12 protein-coding genes are annotated in these 16,120 nt (G+C 72.1%); 8 read left to right on the top strand and 4 right to left on the bottom strand.

Features of this window, described 5'->3' with window-relative positions; all coding sequences use genetic code 11:
• Positions 1–75: 75 nt before the first annotated feature.
• A complete protein-coding gene (locus tag NLX85_RS02410; RefSeq protein ID WP_254331387.1) occupies positions 76–1,092 on the top strand; it encodes a LacI family DNA-binding transcriptional regulator in 1,017 nt (338 codons plus the stop codon).
• Between the two features lie 14 nt (positions 1,093–1,106).
• Here NLX85_RS02410 and NLX85_RS02415 read toward each other — a convergent pair whose 3' ends face one another.
• Together NLX85_RS02415 and NLX85_RS02420 are read right to left on the bottom strand one after the other, a co-directional pair.
• Positions 1,107–2,135 carry an acetylxylan esterase gene (locus NLX85_RS02415; RefSeq protein WP_254331388.1) on the bottom strand — a complete coding sequence of 343 codons (1,029 nt, stop codon included), beginning with the start codon at positions 2,133–2,135 and terminating at the stop codon, positions 1,107–1,109.
• A gap of 14 nt (positions 2,136–2,149) precedes the next feature.
• On the bottom strand, positions 2,150–3,187 hold the full coding sequence (locus NLX85_RS02420) for a LacI family DNA-binding transcriptional regulator (RefSeq protein ID WP_254331389.1): 1,038 nt from the start codon (positions 3,185–3,187) through the stop codon (positions 2,150–2,152).
• A gap of 285 nt (positions 3,188–3,472) precedes the next feature.
• Here NLX85_RS02420 and NLX85_RS02425 point away from each other — a divergent pair, with 285 nt between their 5' ends.
• From NLX85_RS02425 to NLX85_RS02455, 7 genes are all read left to right on the top strand, one after another.
• Positions 3,473–5,875 (top strand): beta-glucosidase, encoded by a 2,403-nt coding sequence (locus NLX85_RS02425; protein ID WP_254331390.1) that lies wholly within the window; start codon positions 3,473–3,475, stop codon positions 5,873–5,875.
• Entirely contained in the window at positions 5,875–6,870 is a 996-nt protein-coding gene (locus tag NLX85_RS02430) for a sugar ABC transporter permease (RefSeq protein ID WP_254331391.1), read from the top strand. Before NLX85_RS02425 ends, NLX85_RS02430 begins: the two co-directional genes overlap by 1 nt.
• Positions 6,867–7,790 carry a carbohydrate ABC transporter permease gene (locus NLX85_RS02435; protein WP_254331392.1) on the top strand — a complete coding sequence of 308 codons (924 nt, stop codon included), beginning with the start codon at positions 6,867–6,869 and terminating at the stop codon, positions 7,788–7,790. The genes NLX85_RS02430 and NLX85_RS02435 overlap by 4 nt, the downstream gene beginning before the upstream one ends.
• A 68-nt stretch (positions 7,791–7,858) precedes the next feature.
• Entirely contained in the window at positions 7,859–9,472 is a 1,614-nt protein-coding gene (locus NLX85_RS02440) for an extracellular solute-binding protein (protein ID WP_254331393.1), read from the top strand.
• A 90-nt stretch (positions 9,473–9,562) separates the two neighbouring features.
• The gene (locus NLX85_RS02445; protein WP_254331394.1) at positions 9,563–11,095 is read left to right on the top strand and encodes a xylan 1,4-beta-xylosidase; all 1,533 of its coding nucleotides are present in this window, start codon (positions 9,563–9,565) and stop codon (positions 11,093–11,095) included.
• Positions 11,092–11,775, top strand: a complete 684-nt coding sequence (locus NLX85_RS02450) for a DUF624 domain-containing protein (protein WP_254331395.1) — start codon at positions 11,092–11,094, stop codon at positions 11,773–11,775. The genes NLX85_RS02445 and NLX85_RS02450 overlap by 4 nt, the downstream gene beginning before the upstream one ends.
• Entirely contained in the window at positions 11,772–13,895 is a 2,124-nt protein-coding gene (locus tag NLX85_RS02455) for an alpha-glucuronidase (RefSeq protein WP_254331396.1), read from the top strand. Before NLX85_RS02450 ends, NLX85_RS02455 begins: the two co-directional genes overlap by 4 nt.
• A gap of 10 nt (positions 13,896–13,905) precedes the next feature.
• On the opposite strand, the gene NLX85_RS02460 is transcribed toward NLX85_RS02455, so the two are convergent.
• Positions 13,906–14,928: a LacI family DNA-binding transcriptional regulator gene (locus tag NLX85_RS02460; protein WP_254331397.1), complete on the bottom strand. Its 1,023-nt coding sequence runs from the start codon at positions 14,926–14,928 to the stop codon at positions 13,906–13,908.
• Between the two features lie 173 nt (positions 14,929–15,101).
• Positions 15,102–16,118: a LacI family DNA-binding transcriptional regulator gene (locus NLX85_RS02465; RefSeq protein ID WP_254331398.1), complete on the bottom strand. Its 1,017-nt coding sequence runs from the start codon at positions 16,116–16,118 to the stop codon at positions 15,102–15,104.
• Between the last annotated feature and the right edge of the window lie 2 nt (positions 16,119–16,120).

Consider the following 16,120-nt stretch of genomic DNA (forward strand, 5'->3'; position numbering starts at 1 on the left):
GCCGGTCGGCGCTGTCGTCAACCCTCGGCAGGTGCGGCAAGATGGCTCGGAGCCGGCCGGGTGAAGGAGACGCGGGTGAACGCGGACGACGAGCGCAGGGTGACCATCACCGTGATCGCGCGGGAGGCCGGGGTCTCGGTGCCCACCGTGTCGCGCGTGCTCAACGGCCGTTCGGACGTGGCCCCGGACACCCGGGAACGGGTGGAGGAGCTGCTGCGCCACCACGGCTACCGGCGGCGGGGTACCCGTGCCGTACAGCGCGCGGCCCTGCTCGACCTGGTCTTTCCCGACCTGGACAGCCCGTGGGCGCTGGAGATCATCCGTGGGGTGGAGGACGTCGGGCACGCGGCCGGGGTGGGCACCGTGGTGTCGGCGATCCACAGTGAGTCGAGCTCGACCCGGCAGTGGTTGCAGAACCTGCGGGCCCGGGCCTCGGACGGCGTCATCGTGGTGACCTCGCACCTCAGCCAGCCGGTGCACGCCCAGCTGCGCCGGCTCAACGTGCCCGTGGTGGTGGTCGACCCGGCCGGAGCGCCCGCGACCGGCGTACCGACGATCGGCGCCACCAACTGGTCCGGCGGTCTCGCGGCGACCGAGCACCTGCTCGGCCTCGGGCACCGCCGCATCGGGTTCGTGACCGGCCCGACGCGTCTGCTGTGCAGCCGCGCCCGGCTCGACGGCTACCGGGCGGCCCTGGAGCACGCCGGGGTGCCGCTGGACGACCGGCTCGTGCAGCCCGGCGACTTCTACCACGCCTCCGGCTTCGCCGCCGGCAGCACGCTGCTCGACCTCGACGACCCGCCGACCGCCATCTTCGCCGCCAGCGACCAGATGGCCTTCGGCGTCTACGAGGCCGTCCGCCGCCGCGGGCTCCGGGTCGCCGACGACGTCAGCATCGTGGGCTTCGACGACCTGCCGGAGGCCCGGTGGGCGTCCCCGCCGCTGACCACCGTCCGCCAGCCGCTGGTGGAGATGGGACGGCTCGCCGCCCGCACGGTGCTGCGCCTGGCCCAGGGCGAGGAGATCGAGTCGCCCCGGGTCGAACTGGCCACCGAACTCGTGGTCCGGGACAGCTCGGCCCGCCACGACTAGCCGTCCGGCGCGCGTCACCACGGGCGCGCCCTTGACGGCCGGCCGGTGTCCGGCGTGCCGAGCACCCCGGCCAGCCAGCGGAGCTGCCGCCGCACCTGCACGGCCTCGCCGCCCTCGTGCTGGTTGAACGGGTAGACGTGGATCTCCCGGTCGACCGGTCCCGGCCGGCCGTTGGCGGCGCCGTACTGGTTGTAGGCGGCGAAACCGGTGCTCGGTGGACACACCCGGTCCCGCAGGCCGATCCCGAAGTGCGCGGGGGCAGCCGCCCTGCGGGCGAAGGCGACGCCGTCGACGTAGGACAGGGTGTGGCGCACCCGCTCCTCCGCCTCCCGATCGACCGCCAGGTACCGCGCGATCTCGCCGTACGGCTCGGCGTCGGTGATCTCGATGGCGCGCTGGATGTCGCAGAGGAACGGCGCCGTGGTGAGCACCGCCGCGAGATCGGGGACGAGCCCCGCCACGGCGAGGGCGAGGCCGCCGCCCTGGCTGTTGCCGACCGCGACGACCCGGGCGGGATCGACCCCGTTCAGCGCCCGGGCCGCCTGGACGGCGCGGACCGCGTCGGTGACGAGGCGGCGGTAGTAGTAGCCCTGCGGGTCCAGGACTCCCCAGGTCACCGGCGAGGGGCCACCGGCGGGTCCGGCGTGCGGATCGGCGGTGTCCCCGCTGCCGTACCGGCCGGACTGGCCCCGGGCGTCCATCAGCAGGTGGGCGTAGCCGGCCACCGGCCAGGTCAGCCGCTCGTGCGGCAGGCCGCGCCCGCGCCCGTAGCCGACGTATTCCACGACCACGGGCAGCGGTCCGTCCATTCCGGCGGGTCGGGTGTACCAGGCCTTGACCGGGTCGCCGCCGAAGCCGGCGAACGTCACGTCCCAGGAGTCGACCAGGCGCAGGTCGGTCGGTTCGGGTTGGACGTCGAGGAGCACCGGGCGGGGCGCCTCCGCCGCCAGCGTCGCCCGCCAGAAAGCGTCGAAGTCGGCCGGCTCCCGCACGGCGGGCGCGTACCGGCGCAGTTCGTCGAGGGGAAGATCGAACATGGCCATGGCTCCTCGCTGGCTCAGCCGCGGTACGCGGGCGGCGCGGTGCTCTCGCGCACGACCAGTTCCGTCACGAGGTCGACGCGGCTCGCCGGCAGGTCCACCCCGCGCGCCAGCTCCAGGAGCATCTGGGCGGCCGTGCCCGCCATGTCCCGCAGCGGCTGGTTGACCGTGGTCAGGGCGGGGCCGATCCACGCGGCGACCGGCAGGTTGTCGTACCCGATGACCGACAGGTCGCCGGGGACGTCCAGGCCGAGCTGCCGCGCCGCCCGCAACACCCCCATGGCCTGCATGTCCGAGCCGGCGAAGATCGCCGTCGGGCGGTCCGCGGAGGTCAGCAGCTCCATCCCGTACGCGTAGCCGGCGTCGACGTAGAAGCTGCCGAACCGCACCAGGTCGGGGTCCACCGGTAGGCCCATCTCCTCGTGCGCGGACCGGAAGCCGGCCGCCCGGGCCCGGCTGCACAGGACGTCCTGCGGCCCGGAGATGATCCCGATCCGGCGGTGGCCGAGTTCCAGCAGGTGGCGGGTGGCGAGCAGGCCGCCGTTCCAGTTGTTCGAGCCGACCGTGGGCACCGGGGCCGACGTGGCGCTGTCGGTGTCCAGCACGACGAACGGGATCATCTCGCGGTGCAACTGCCGTTGCTGCGGCTCGGTCAGGTGGCACAGCACGAGCAGCACCCCGCGCGGGGGGCGGGCGAGCAGCTCGTCCAGCCACTGTTGGGAGGGGCGGTGCGCTCCGCCCAGCTGGGACAGGACCACGGTGGCCCCGGCCGGCCTGGTCACCGACTCCACGCCGCGGATGATCTCCATGGCCCACTCGTTGTCGAACTCGTGGAAGACCAGGTGGACCTGGCCCGCGGCCGTCGACCGCCGCCGGGAGCGGCGGCGGTAGCGGTGGCGCTCGAGGCTGGCCTCGACCCGCGCCCGGGTCTCGGCGGCGACGTCCGACCGGCCGTTGAGGACCTTCGAGACGGTCGCCATGGAGACGCCGACCTCTTCGGCGATGGTGGCGATCGTCGCGGCGCCGGGTGCGTCGGCAGGGCGGGACGGTGTCATAGGGCCTCATCCACGGCTTCCGAAAATTTCGGCGCACGTTACCACAGGACCTGACGGCGAACGAAGGCCCGACCGGCGCCGCAAGCGCGCGAGCAGATGACATCCTTCGATGCCGGCAAGCGCTTGCCAGCGTGATAAGCGCTCGTCCACGCCCTCTTGACACGTCGATGGACGGCCCCTAGATTCCCGCAGCAAGTATCGCCGAGTTACCGAAACTTTCGAAACAGACCAGCGCATCCCGGACGCCCGGACGGGACGGCTGCCGGTCGGATCCAGGGGGCCCGCATGACCGACCAGGTGCCCGTCGACGGCCCGGTGGTCGCCGTGGACGCCGACGAGTGGCGGGATCCGCGGCGGTCGCCGGCCCGGCGCGCCGCGGCCCTGCTCCCACTGATGTCGCTGGAGGAGAAGGTCGCCCAGCTCGTCGGGGTGTGGGTCGGCGCGGACGCCTCCGGCGACGGCGTCGCCCCGCACCAGACCGACCTGGTCGACGGCGCGCCGGAGTGGGACGCCGTGATCCGGCACGGGTTGGGCCAGCTCACCCGCCCGTTCGGGACGGCGCCGGTCGACCCGGTCCGCGGCGCGCGCTCGCTGGCCGCGTCCCAGGCGCAGATCGCGGCGGCGAGCCGGTTCGGCATCCCGGCTCAGGTGCACGAGGAGTGTCTCACCGGCTTCGCCGCCTGGCGGGCCACCGTCTACCCGTCGCCGCTGAGCTGGGGAGCGACCTTCGACCCGGAACTGGTGCGGGAGATGGCGGGGCGGATCGGCCGGTCCCTGCGGGCGGCCGGCGTCCATCAGGGCCTGGCGCCGGTGCTGGACGTGACCCGGGACTACCGCTGGGGCCGCACCGAGGAGACGATCGGCGAGGACCCGTACCTGGTCGGGACGGTCGGCGCGGCGTACGTGCGGGGCCTGGAACAGGCCGGCGTGGTCGCCACCCTGAAGCACTTCGCCGGCTACTCGACCTCACGGGGCGGCCGGAACCTCGCCCCGGCGCAGCTGGGCCCCCGGGAGCTGGCCGACGTCATCCTGCCTCCGTTCGAGATGGCCCTGCGGCTGGGCGGCGCCCGGTCGGTGATGAACTCCTACGCCGAGATCGACGGCGTCCCGGTGGCCGCCGACGAGCGCCTGCTGACCGGCCTCCTGCGGGAAGCGTGGGGCTTCACCGGAACCGTCGTCGCGGACTACTTCGCGGTGCGCTTCCTGCAGACCCTGCACGGCGTCGCCGCCGGGGGTGCGGACGCGGCCCGGCTCGCCCTCACCGCCGGGATCGACGTCGAACTGCCCAGCGTGGACGCGTACGGCCCGCCCCTGGTGTCCGCGGTCCGGTCCGGGGCGGTCGACGAGGCACTTGTCGACCGCGCCCTGCACCGCGTGCTGACCCAGAAGATCGAACTCGGCCTGCTCGACGACGGCTGGCAGCCGCTGCCCCCCGACGTCGACCAGTTGCGCCTCGACGACGAGCGCGGCCGGGACGTCGCGCTGCGGCTGGCCCGGGAGGGCGTCGTCCTGCTGCGTAACAAGGCCGCGCTGCTGCCGCTCACCGTGCACCAGCGGATCGCCCTGGTGGGGCCGGTCGCGGACGACCCCCTGGCGATGCTCGGCTGCTACTCGTTCCCCCTGCACGTCGGCGTCCGGCATCCCGAGCACGGGCTCGGCGTGGAGATCCCCTCGCTGCGCGACTGCCTCGGCCGGCTGTTCCCCCGGCTGACCCACGTGCCGGGCTGCGCCGTCACCGGCGAGGACACCTCCGGCATCCCCGCCGCGGTGGCGGCGGCCGCCGCGGCCGACGTCTGCGTGCTGGCGGTCGGCGACCGGGCCGGCCTGTTCGGGCGCGGCACCTCCGGTGAGGGGTGCGACGCCACCGACCTGCGGCTGCCCGGCGTGCAGGCGGAACTGGTCCGGGCCGTCCTGGCGACCGGCACCCCGGTCGTCCTCGTCCTGCTGACCGGACGGCCGTACGCCCTCGGGGCGGAGTACGACCGGGCGGGCGCCGTCGTCCAGGCCTTCTTCCCCGGCCAGCGGGGCGGGCAGGCGCTGGCCGAGGTGCTCGCCGGCCTGGTGAACCCCTCCGGCCGGCTGCCGGTCAGCGTGCCCCGCGACGCCGGCGGCCTGCCCGGCACCTACCTCTCCCCGCCGCTGGGGCGCCGCTCGCAGGTGTCCTCGGTGGACCCGACGCCGGCCTTCCCCTTCGGCCACGGGCTGAGCTACACGACGTTCGAATGGGCTGCCGCGGGGGTTTGCGGGGCCGGCACGCAGCCCGGCGAACCGGCCGCCTGGCCGGTCGACGGCGAGGTGAGCGTCCACGTCACGGTCCGCAACACCGGTTCGCGCGCCGGCACCGAGGTCGTCCAGCTCTACCTGCACGATCCGGTCGCGCAGACGACCCGGCCGGTGGTCCGGCTCATCGGGTTCGCGCGGATGCCCCTGCAACCCGGCGAGGCCGCCCGGGTCAGCTTCGAGGTCCCGGCCGACCTCACGTCCTTCATCGGTGTCGACGGCCGGCGGGTCGTGGAGCCCGGCGACGTGGAGCTACGGCTCGCGCGGTCGAGCGCCGAGGTGGCGGCCGTCCTGCCGCTGCGCCTGGTGGGCGTCGAACGGGAGGTCGGCCACCACCGGCGACTCCAGCCGTCGGTCCGCGTCGAGTCGGGCGCCGCTCCGCCGCACCCTCGCCAAGGAGGCCGATGATGAGCACTTCCGAAACCCTGCGCCCGCCACCCGAGGCGAACGATCTCCCCACGACCACGACCGCCTCCGCGCCCGCCCGACGGCGCAAGCACCACCGCACCTGGCGCCGGGCGCTGCGTCGGGACTGGCAACTCTATTCGCTCGCGATCCTGCCGTTGCTGTTCTTCGTGGTCTTCCGGTACCTGCCGATGCTCGGCAACGTGATCGCCTTCCGGCGGTTCCGACCCGGCGGCAGCATTTTCGGTGAGTACTGGGTCGGCCTGCGGTACGTCAAGATGTTCCTCGCTGATCCGACGTTCTGGCACGTGTTCACCAACACCGTGGTGCTGGGCACGCTGACCCTGTTGTTCTGCTTTCCCCTGCCGGTCGTCCTGGCGCTGCTGCTGAACGAGGTCCGCGCCCGCAAGCTCAAGCGGCTCGTCCAGTCCGTGTCCTACCTGCCGCACTTCCTGTCGATCGTCATCGTGGCGGCCATGGTCATGCAGATGGTGTCTGTGGACGGGACGGTGAACCAGCTCGTGCGCGCCGTCGGCGGCGAGGCCGTTCCGTTCATCCAACGGCCGGAGTGGTTCCGGACGATCTACGTCTCGTCGGAGGTCTGGCAGACCGTCGGCTGGGGCACCATCCTCTACCTCGCCGCGCTCACCACCATCGACGACGACCTCTACGAGGCGGCCCGGATCGACGGCGCCAACCGGTGGCGCCAGACCTGGCACATCACGCTGCCCGGCATCCGCCCGACAATGGTGACGCTGTTGATCCTCAACATCGGCGCCTTCATGGCGGTCGGTTTCGAGAAGATCCTGCTGTTGTACAACCCGTTGACGTACCCGACCGGCGACGTGATCTCCACGTACCTGTACCGGATGGGCTTCGAGTCCAGCAACTTCAGCTATGCCGCCGCGATCGGACTCTTCGAGTCCCTGATCGGGCTCACTCTGGTCCTGTCGGCGAACGCCATCTCTCGTCGAGCGGTGGGGACGAGCCTGTGGTGACCCTGGACAGCGCCACCGCCGCGCCGACGACCAAGGGGCCGCGGGGGCCTCGGGACACCCGGGGCTACCGCATCTTCCGGATGGTCAACGCCGTCATCCTGACCGCCGTCGTGGTCGTGACGCTCTATCCGTTCGTCAACATCGTGGCCCGGTCGCTCAGCGACGAGGCGTACATCATCGCCGGCAAGGTCAACCTCGTGCCCCGCGGGTTCAACGCGGACACCTACAAGCTCGTGATGTCCGACTCGGCATTCTGGACCAACTACCGGAACACCGTGGTGTACACCCTCGTCGCCACGCTCATCTCGATCGTGCTCACCACCTGCTACGCATACGTGCTGTCCAAGAAGCACCTCAAGGGTCGCAACGCGCTCGTCGGGATCGCCGTGTTCACCATGTTCTTCTCCGGTGGTCTGATCCCCAACTACGTGCTGATCACCAGCCTGGGCCTGAAGAACACCATCTGGGCGATCGTCCTGCCCAACGCCATCAACGTCTTCAACCTCCTGGTCATGAAGGCGTTCTTCGAGAGCCTTCCCGTCGAACTGGAGGAGGCAGCCGCCGTCGACGGCCTGAACACGTACGGGATCCTGCTCCGGATCGTGCTGCCGCTGTCCAAGGCCCTGATCGCCACGATGGTGCTGTTCTACGCCGTGGCCTTCTGGAACTCGTGGTTCAGCGCGTTCCTCTACCTGGACCAGCAGGACCTGTGGCCGGTGACGATCTACCTGCGCAACCTCATCGCCGGGGCCACCGGCGCGGAGAACGTCGGCGCCATCGCCGAGGCCGACGAGGTACAGGCCGAGGCGACGCTGAAGGCCGTCACCATCGTGCTCACCACCCTGCCGATCCTGCTGGTCTACCCGTTCGTCCAGCGCTATTTCGTGTCCGGGGTCATGCTCGGCGCCGTCAAGGGCTGACCGCCGGTCCCATCCGACCTACCACCGAAGTGAAAGGACTCGCCGTGTTTCAGAAAGCGTGGCGTCCAATGGCGATGGTCGTCGCCGGTCTGCTCACCGTCACCCTCGCCGCCTGCGGTGACGACTCCCCGGAGGGCAAGGACCTCAAGGAGAACCGGGCCGGCGCGATGGCGAACTACAACCTCGGGGACCAGTTCAAGGCCACCGAGCCGGTGAAGTTCTCGATGTTGTACAACAACCACCCGAACTACCCGTTGAAGAACGACTGGCTGTTCTGGTCAGAGCTGACGAAGCGGACCAACGTCTCGATCGAGCCGGTCGCCGTGCCGCTGAGCGACTACGAGTCGAAGCGCAGCCTGCTGATCGGCGCCGGCGACGCGCCGTTCATCATCCCGAAGACGTACCCGGGCCAGGAGGACGCCTTCGTCTCCTCGGGCGCGATCCTCCCGGTCAGCGACTACCTCGACCTGATGCCCAACCTCAAGGACAAGATCTCGAAGTGGAACCTCCAGTCCGAGATCAACACGCTCCGCCAGGCCGACGGTAAGTACTACCTGCTGCCCGGGCTGCACGAGAAGCCCTGGCAGGACTACACCCTGGCAGTGCGAACCGACATCCTCGATCAGCTCCACCTTTCGGCCCCGAAGACCTGGGACGAGCTGTACACCGTGCTCAAGGCGATGAAGAAGGCCTATCCCAACTCCTACCCGTTCTCGGATCGGTGGAGCAAGCCCAACCCGGGCGGCAACCTGCTGAACATCCTCGCCTTTTCCTACGGGCTCGAGGGCGCCGGCTGGAACTTCCAGCACACCAGCTGGGACGCGAACGCCAAGAAGTTCGTCTACACCGGGGCCAGCGACCCGTACCGGCAGATGCTGACGTACCTCAACAAGCTGGTGAGGGAAGGGCTGCTCGACCCGGAGAGCTTCACCCAGACCGACGACCAGGCGCGCCAGAAGCTGGCCAACGGCAAGTCGTTCGTGATCAGCGCCAACGCGCAGACCCTGGTGAACGAGAACCGGCCGGACCTGGCGAAGACCATCCCGAGCGCGAAGATCAGCAAGATCACGCTGCCGATCGGCCCGGCCGGCGAGATCAACCCCGCCAGCCGGCTGGAGAACGGCATCATGATCTCCAAGAAGGCCCGGGACAGCAAGAACTTCGTGGCCATGATGCAGTTCATCGACTGGCTCTGGTACTCCGACGCGGGGCAGGAGTTCGCCCGGTGGGGCGTCGAGGGGACGACGTTCGCCCGGGACGCGTCCGGCAAGATCACCCTGGCTGACGACGTCAACGTCGTCGGGCTCCACCCCAACGCCAGCAAGCACCTGCAGAAGGACTTCGGCTTCTACAACGGCATCTTCGCCTACGGCGGCAGGCCGGAGTTGGTGCAGGCGTTCTTCTCCCCGGAGGAGCAGGACTTCCAGAAGGTGATGAACGCCCGGACGCCGAAGGCCGTGCCTCCGCCGTACCCCTTCACGGACGAGGAGCGCGAGCAGGTGTCGCTGTGGGAGACGCCGCTGAAGGACTTCGTCTACCAGTCGACGCTCCAGTTCATCCTCGGCCAGCGGGACCTCTCCCAGTGGGACGCCTACGTGACCGAACTGAAGGCAAAGAACATGGACAAGTACATGGACGTGGTCAACAAGGCGTACGAGCGCTACCAGAAGGAACACAGCTGACCGCTGCGCCCGTCCGGTCCGGTCGCGCCCGCCGTCGGGCCCGACCGGGCCGGCCGTCAGCGGCCCGGCCACCCGCACAGGGAGAAGCTCATGTACATCCCCGTTTCCCAACACCCGTCGGGCCGGCTGACCGACGCGTGGCGCACCTGCGTCGGCACCGGCCGGTTCGATCTGGCGCTGCGGCGCGACTACCAGGAGTCGCTGGCGCTGGTCCAGCGGGAGATCGGCTTCCGGCACATCCGGGGCCACGGGCTGCTCAGCGACGGCACGGGCGTCCACCGGCCCTACGAGCACCGCGGGGCACGCCAGGTTCGGCACGCCTTCACGTACGTAGACCAGGTGGTCGACGCCTACCTCGACCTCGGCATCCGGCCGTTCCTGGAGCTGGGCTTCATGCCGTCCGGCCTCGCCTCGGGTGACCAGACGGTGTTCTGGTGGCGCGGCAACGTCACGCCGCCCGCGTCCTTACCCGAATGGGCCGACCTGGTCCGCGCGACGATCGGCCACCTCGTCGACCGCTACGGCCTCGACGAGGTGCGGGGCTGGCCGATCGAGGTGTGGAACGAGCCCAACCTCACGGCGTTCTGGCAGGACGCCGACGAGGCCGCCTACCACCGGCTCTACGAGGTGACCGCACGCGCCGTGAAGGAGGTCGACGCCGAACTCCAGGTCGGCGGTCCGGCGCTCTCCCCCGGGGCCGACGACTGGCTGCCCCGCTTCGCCGACTTCGTCGCCGCCCGGTCGGTCCCGGTCGACTTCGTCAGCAAACACGCCTACGCCTCCGGGCCGGCCCAGCACGTGCCGTTCGGGGTCCACCAGACGCTGACCCCGGCCTCCGGGCTCCTGGACCAGTTCGCCACCCCGCGCGAACTGCTGCGGGACACCGCGCTGGCCGGGCTGCCCGTGCACATCACCGAGTTCAACTCCTCCTACCGGCCGGACAATCCGATCCACGACACCGCGTTCCACGCCGCGTACCTGGCCCCGGTGGTTGCCTCCGGCGGTGACCTCGTCGACTCCTTCTCCTACTGGACCTTCTGCGACGTCTTCGAGGAGGAGGGGGTGCCGACGTCGCTGTTCCACGGCGGCTTCGGCCTGCTCACCCACCGCCAGATCAAGAAACCCACCTACCATCTGTACGCCTTCCTGGCGCGCATGGGCGACCAGGTCCTCGCGCGCGGCGCCGACCACCTGGTGACCCGCGACGCCACCGGCCGGGTCACCGTGCTGGCCTGGGCGCCGGTGGACGTCACCGGACGCGAGCCGGTCCCCGAGAAGCACCCCGTACGCCTGTCCCTGCCACTGGGCCCGCCGGGAACCGCGAGGGCCTTCCTGCTGCGCTCGTCGGTCAGCGAGGACGAGGGCAACGCCTGGCGGGCGTGGTGCGAGCTGGGGCGGCCCCGCTCCCCCGACCGCCGCCAGCTGGACGTCCTGCGGGAGGCGGCCGAGCCGGCCCGGCGGCACGCCGGCGTGCCGGTCGTGGCCGGCCGCGTCGAGCTGGACCTGCACCTGTCCCGCCACGAGGTGACCCTGGTCGAGCTCACCGCCGTCACCGACGAGACCCCGCCGTGGTGGGACGACGCGCGGCTGCTCGGGCAGCCCGCCGGAGCGGAGTCCCCGTGACCGGCGCCGCCACCCCGTCCCGGTTCGGTGAGGGTCCGCTGTCCCGCGCCGCCGCGCTGGTCTACACCCTCCTGGTGGTCGAGCTGCTGCTGGTCCTCACCACCGCGCCGGGTCTCGTGGCGCTGGCGTTGCTGGACCGGGACGTCAGCAACCTCCCGCTGGTCGCGCTCTGCGCGGTGCCGCTCGGCCCGGCCCTGTCCGCCGCGGTGTACGCGCTGCACCACCAGCGCCCCGACCTCACCGACCTGCACCCGGCCCGCGTCTTCTGGCGCGGCTACCGGCGCAATGTCGCCGACGCCCTACTGGTCTGGGTGCCGTTGCTGGTGTGGCTGACCGTCCTCGCGGTGAACCTGGCCCACCTGCCGTCCGCCGGCGTGCCGCGCTGGTGGGCGGTGCCGCTGGTGCTGGTCGGGGCGGGGTCGGCCGTGCTGGGCGCCCACGCGCTGGTGATCACCTCGCTGTTCGCCTTCCGGCTGCGCGACGTCGTCCGGCTGGCCCGGTTCTTCGTCCTGCGTACCCCGGTCGTCACGCTCGGCACGGCGGGCCTGCTGGGCGCGGCGACCGCGCTGCTGGCCACCTCCCCGGCGCTGCTGGTGGCGCTGGCCGCGGTGCTGGCGCTCGCCCTGCTGCGCGGCGGCGATCCGATGATCGCGCAGATCCGGAAGGAGTTCACGGCGTGAGCCTGCCGGTCACCACCGAGGGAGGACGGGCGACGGGCACGGGGCCGACCGACGTCCACCCGGCGTGGCTGCCCCCGGAGGCGTTCCGCGCCGTCGGCTCGCGGCGTGCCCTGGTGTGCGGCGCCGGGACCCTGGTCGGGACGGTGCGGCACGAGCTGGCGCAGGCGTGCGCCCGGTACGGCGGCACGGTGGCGTGGCAGCCCGGGTCCGGACCGGTGGACGCGGCCGCGGAGGAGCGGACCGGCGGCGTCGACCTGGTGCTCGCGCTGTCCACCGCCGTTCCCCTGTCCGCCCCGGCGGCGGAGGTGGCCGCGGAGTGCCTGCGGCGCTACGGGGCCGGGGCGCTCGGCGCCGAGGGCTTCGCGCTGGCCCGGAGCGGCGACGTGACGGTGGTGCTGGCCGAGGAGCCCGCGGGCCTGCTCCACGGCCTGTTCCACGTGGTCCGGCTCGGCGGGTCGGCGTTCGGGGCCGCCCGGGGGCCGGAGCGGCACCGTCCGGCCGTGCGGCTGCGGATGCTGGACCACTGGGACAACGTGGACGTGCACCCGGTCATGGGGCAGGTCGAGCGCGGCTACGCCGGCGGGTCGATCTTCTGGCGCGACGGCTCCCCGCGGGGCGACCTGACCCGGGTGCGGGACTACGGCCGGCTGCTGGCGGCGTGCGGCGTCAACGCGGTGTCGGTCAACAACGTCAACGTCCACGCCACGGAGGCCCGGCTGCTGACCGACCGGCTCGGCGACGTCGCGGCGATCGCGGACGTCCTGCGGCCATACGGGATCCGGGTCCACCTGTCGGTCACCTTCGCCGCGCCCGTCGTGCTCGGTGGCCTGCCGACCGCCGATCCGCTCGACGCCGACGTGCGGGCCTGGTGGGCCGCGACCACCCGCCAGGTGTACGACCGCATCCCGGACTTCGGCGGCTACGTGGTCAAGGCGGACTCCGAGGGGCAGCCGGGCCCGTTCACCTACGGGCGGAGCCACGCCGACGGCGCGAACCTGCTCGCCGACGCGCTGGCGCCGTTCCGGGGGGTGGTGCACTGGCGGGCCTTCGTCTACGACCACCGGCAGGACTGGCGGGACCGGTCGACGGACCGGGCCCGCGCCGCCTTCGACCACTTCGCCCCGCTCGACGGCCGGTTCCGGTCCAACGTGGTCCTCCAGGTGAAGCACGGCCCGATGGACTTCCAGGCGCGGGAACCGGTCTCACCGGCGCTCGCGGCCATGCCGGCCACCAGGCTGGCGATGGAGGTGCAGGTGACCCAGGAGTACACGGGCCAGCAGCGGCACGTGTGCTACCTGGCGCCGTGGTGGAGCGAGGTGCTCGGGTTCGCCCCGTGGGGCGACCACCGCACCGTCGCCACGCTGGCCGCCGGAGATGGCGGCGGGCTGGTCGGCGTCTCCAACGCCGGTGACGACCCCTTCTGGACCGGGCACCCGCTGGCCCAGGCCAACCTGTACGCCTTCGGACGGCTGGCCTGGGACCCCCGGCTGGACCCGGCGGCGGTGCTCGACGAGTGGATCGGGTTGACCTTCCCGCCGGGGCCGGCCGGCGGCCACGACCTGGTGCGGCGGACCCTGCACGAGATGATGGACGACTCGTGGCGCACCTACGAGCGGTACACCGCGCCGCTGGGCGTGGGCTTCATGGTCCGCCCCGGCCACCACTACGGTCCCGACGTCGACGGGTACGAGTACACGCCGTGGGGCACCTACCACTTCGCCGACCGGGACGGCGTGGGCGTCGACCGCACCCGGGCCTCGGGCACCGGTTTCACCGGGCAGTACCCGCAGCCGTGGCGCGACGTGTACGAGTCCCTCGACCGGTGTCCCGACGAACTGCTGCTCTTCTTCCACCACGTGCCGTACGGGCACGTGCTGCACGACGGCTCGACCGTCATCCAGCACATCTACGACACCCACTTCGCCGGGGCCGAACAGGTGGCCGCCCTGCGCCGGCGGTGGGACCGGCTCGCCGGGCTGCTCGACCCGGGGCTGCACGCCCGGGTACGCGAGCGGCTGGACGAGCAGGTGCGCTGCGCCGAGGAGTGGCGGGATCAGGTCAACGCGTACTTCTTCCGCAAGTCCGGGGTGCCGGACGCGCAGGGCCGCCGCATCCCGTGAGGCGCGCCGCCTACCGGTCCCGGGGCGGCGTGGCGCTGTCCCGGACGACGAGTTCGGTGGCCAGTTCGACCCGCCGGCTCTCCACGTCCTCACCCTTGGCCAGCCGCAGCACGGTGCGGGCCGCGAGCATGCCCATCTCCGCCAGCGGCTGCCGCACCGTGGTCAGCGGCGGGGAACACCAGCGGACCTCGGGCAGGTCGTCGAAGCCGACGACGCTTATGTCGTCGGGCACCCGCAGGCCCCGCTGCCGGACCGCCTCGTAGACCCCGAGCGCCATCTGGTCGCACGCCGCGAAGATCGCGGTGGGCGGCTCGGGCAGCGCGAGCAGCCGGTTGGCGCAGGCGAACCCGGACTCGTGGTAGAAGTCGCCCTGCTGGACGAGGCTGTCGTCGACGGGCAGGCCGGCCGACTCCAGGGCGGCGCGGTAGCCGTCCATCCGGGCCCGGCTGCACATGAGCCGCGGTGGGCCGGAGATGAACCCGATCCGCCGGTGACCGAGGCCGATCAGGTATTCCGTGGCGCTGAGCCCGCCCGCCCAGTTGGTGGCGCCGATGGTGCAGGCGTCCTGCTGCGGGATGCCGTCGGCGTCGACGAGGACCAGGGGAATGTTGAGGCGTCGCAGGCCGCCCTGCAACGACGGCTCCACCATCGAGTTGACGAAGATGACGCCCTCGGTGGAGCGCCCGCGCAGGCTGTCGAGCCACTGCCGGGCCGAGGAGGCTCGCCGGTGGATGGCCGAGACGACGGTGCCGATCCCCGCCTCGTGGGCGACGTCCTCGACACCACGGATGATCTCGACGGCCCAGGGGCTGTCGAGGTCGTTGAAGACCAGGTCGACGAGCCCCGAGGTGGGGCGGGCGGCGACCATCCGGCGGCGGTAGCCGTGCCGGTTGAGCAGTTCCTCGACCCGTTCGCGGGTCTGCACGGCGACGTCGGAGCGGCCGTTGATGACCCGCGACACCGTCGGCACCGAGACGCCCGCCAGGTCGGCGATCGTGGCGATGGTGACCCGGGGGGTGTTGTTCACCGTCACACTCAGCTCCCTGGAGGTCCGGTCGCGACGAGAGGCGCGTCGCCCGCGCGCAGCCGTGCCGGTGAGGTCTTCCGGCGGCCTGACCTCAGTCTAGCTCCGAAAGTTTCGGGCACGCGCCGGCGGTGTTACCGGACAGGTCCCGGTCGTCCGTACGCGCCGGGACGGGGGGCGGGTCAGGCCGCCCGGGCGGCGCTGTCGCGGACGACCAGCTCGGTGGCGAGTTCGATGCGCGGGCTCTCGATGCGCTCGCCGTGGGCCAGCCGCAGCACCGTCCGGGCGGCGAGCAGGCCCATCTCCGCCAGCGGCTGCCGCACCGTGGTCAGCGGCGGCGAGCACCAGCGGACCTCGGGCAGGTCGTCGAAGCCGACGACGCTTATGTCGTCGGGCACCCGCAGGCCCCGCTGCCGGACCGCCTCGTAGACCCCGAGCGCCATCTGGTCGCTGGAGGCGAAGATGGCGGTCGGTGGCTCGGGCAACCGCAGCAGGTGGCTGCCGCCGGCGAAGCCGGCCTCGTGGTAGAAGTTGCCGGGGTAGATGAGCCGGTCGTCGACGGGCACGCCGGCCGACTCCAGCGCCGTCCGGTAGCCGTCGAGGCGGGCCCGGCTGCACATCAGTTGCGGCAGGCCGGCGATGAAGCCGATCCGGCGGTGGCCGAGGCCGAGCAGGTATTCGGTGGCGCGCAGGCTGCCCGCCCAGTTCGTGGCGCCGATCGTCGGCGCCTCCTGCGGCGGCACCCCGGCCGGGTCGACGATGACGACGGGGATGTTGAGGCGGCGCAGCTCGGCCTGCAGCGGCGGTTCCAGGGTGGAGGTCACGAAGATGACCCCCTCGGTCGAGCGGGTACGCAGGTTGTCCAACCACTGCTTGGCCGCCGAGGTGCGCCGGTGGATGGCGGAGACGACCGTGCCGATGCCGGCCGCGTGGGCGACGTCCTCGACCCCGCGGATGATCTCCACGGCCCAGGGGCTGTCGAGGTCGTTGAAGACCAGGTCGATCAGCCCGGAACTGGCCCGCATGCTGGGCGGGCGGCGGCGGTAGCCGTGCCGGGCGAGCAGTTCCTCGACGCGCTCCCGGGTCTGCGCGGACACGTCGGAGCGACCGTTGACGACCCGCGACACGGTCGGCACGGACACCCCGGCCATGCGCGCGATCGTCGCGATGGTGACTTTCCGGCTGTCGTCGGAGACCACGG

The sequence above is a fragment of the Micromonospora sp. A3M-1-15 genome (genome assembly GCF_024213425.1).
Classification (GTDB): Bacteria; Actinomycetota; Actinomycetes; order Mycobacteriales; family Micromonosporaceae; genus Micromonospora; species Micromonospora chersina.

What these genes read in the sequence shown, in the direction of transcription:
- NLX85_RS02415 (WP_254331388.1), bottom strand. Translation starts at nt 2,135, where the DNA reads ATGGCCATGTTCGATCTTCCCCTCGACGAACTGCGCCGGTACGCGCCC.
- NLX85_RS02420 (WP_254331389.1), bottom strand. Translation starts at nt 3,187, where the DNA reads ATGACACCGTCCCGCCCTGCCGACGCACCCGGCGCCGCGACGATCGCC.
- NLX85_RS02425 (WP_254331390.1), top strand. Translation starts at nt 3,473, where the DNA reads ATGACCGACCAGGTGCCCGTCGACGGCCCGGTGGTCGCCGTGGACGCC.
- NLX85_RS02430 (WP_254331391.1), top strand. Translation starts at nt 5,875, where the DNA reads ATGAGCACTTCCGAAACCCTGCGCCCGCCACCCGAGGCGAACGATCTC.
- NLX85_RS02440 (WP_254331393.1), top strand. Translation starts at nt 7,859, where the DNA reads ATGGCGATGGTCGTCGCCGGTCTGCTCACCGTCACCCTCGCCGCCTGC.
- NLX85_RS02445 (WP_254331394.1), top strand. Translation starts at nt 9,563, where the DNA reads ATGTACATCCCCGTTTCCCAACACCCGTCGGGCCGGCTGACCGACGCG.